1 protein-coding gene is annotated in these 1,369 nt (G+C 39.7%); it reads right to left on the bottom strand.

Annotated features, from left to right (window positions below):
- Window positions 1–157: 157 nt before the first annotated feature.
- Window positions 158–1,230 (bottom strand): ISKra4 family transposase gene (locus DP116_RS28255; protein ID WP_246275846.1). Its coding sequence is split into 2 segments (ribosomal slippage): window positions 158–1,072 and window positions 1,075–1,230, totalling 1,071 coding nucleotides; the frame shifts between segments, so codons are not numbered across the junction.
- Window positions 1,231–1,369: the final 139 nt, after the last annotated feature.

Raw genomic sequence — 1,369 nt, 5'->3', positions numbered from 1 at the left:
CTTCTGACTTCTTTTTTTAATACGGTCAAAACGAGCCAATTTATCTTGTTCAGTATCATTCGATGTTAATCGAGGCATAAAGACAAACCCAAATTATTCGCGATTATAACTCGCGAATAAAGTTCGATTGACATTTTAACCAGGTTTACTTTATGTTTTAGAATTGTGGAGCTAAGTGTCCATTTAAATAGGCACAACGCAGTTGAAGAATTTGTGGTAAATTTTCATACTTCCACTGTGCGCCAACTATTTGTAGTCGCTTGTCGATTTGCTTGACTGCTGACTCAACTGCACCTGAACCAATCGAGCTTAACTGCTCTGCTTGGAAATACATATAATTGACTAAGCGATGCCTATGTTTACGTAGATAACTTATAAAGTTAGTCACACCAACATACTTCGTTTTCTTCAGTTTATTCATCGCTTCTTCTACACATCCCTGCCATAAGTCTGCTTCAATTTGCTCTAAAAACTTCTTTGTCGCCTGAACTTTATAAAGGTTTTCCTTCAAATGATACCAATCAAGAATTTCTTGTCGGGTATGGTCGTTTGCGATTTGTGCAAATAAATTCCACACACCATCATGTCCATCACCCAAGCAATAAATGGTTCGAGCAAGGTTTTGAGTATTAACCCAATTTATGAGAGAGAAATTATCTTGAAAGAATGCCCCGTAATATATTCCTTGTAATCGTCCTGTTTTATACTCTTTCCAGTACGCGGATTTACCTTTTTCCTCTGAACGTAAACGTACTTTCCCGCCATCAAGGCAGACTTCTGTCAGTTTTTGTTTAATATTGGGTGGGGATAAGTCTACTTTCTGAACTTGACGATGATGAGTGCTGTGACCAACTTCTACGCCAGTAAGAACTTTAAGGTCATTCTCTGCGTCCTGGAATGACTCATTTGCTGCCAATAACAAACAGCATTTTTCTAGCATCGGACTTAATCGCCGGTATGGCTCAATTCCTAAACGTGACGCTTGCTTTTGAGTTATTTTTATCCTTCCAACACAACTTCTTATCGTTCGGATGCGCCCAGATTCTGTTCCCGTCTTTTCTGCGACAAAAAAAAGGTGATTTGGGGGCTAACATGTTCCAAAACCTGGTCGCGTACAGATGTTTCGATGCCCTCGAATGTCTCGATTTTTTCGGGTGGGGTGTTTTTAGAAAGGATTTTGGCTATCTCTTTAATGTGGGCTTCTAAAAGTTTTCTATCTTCTGGCGTCATTGTTTTAACCATGCTTCCTGACTGCCATAATTTTCGCAGTTATGTGCCACATCCGTATAGTCCCCCCCCTTTTTTCGCGATGAAAACTCGCGAATCATTTTTCCTTTATTTCGTCTTCTTGCAAAATTGGGATGCTCCC

It is taken from the genome of Brasilonema bromeliae SPC951 (assembly GCF_012912135.1).
Taxonomy (GTDB): domain Bacteria; phylum Cyanobacteriota; class Cyanobacteriia; order Cyanobacteriales; family Nostocaceae; genus Brasilonema; species Brasilonema bromeliae.
This window is presented reverse-complemented; position numbering and strand designations above follow the sequence as displayed.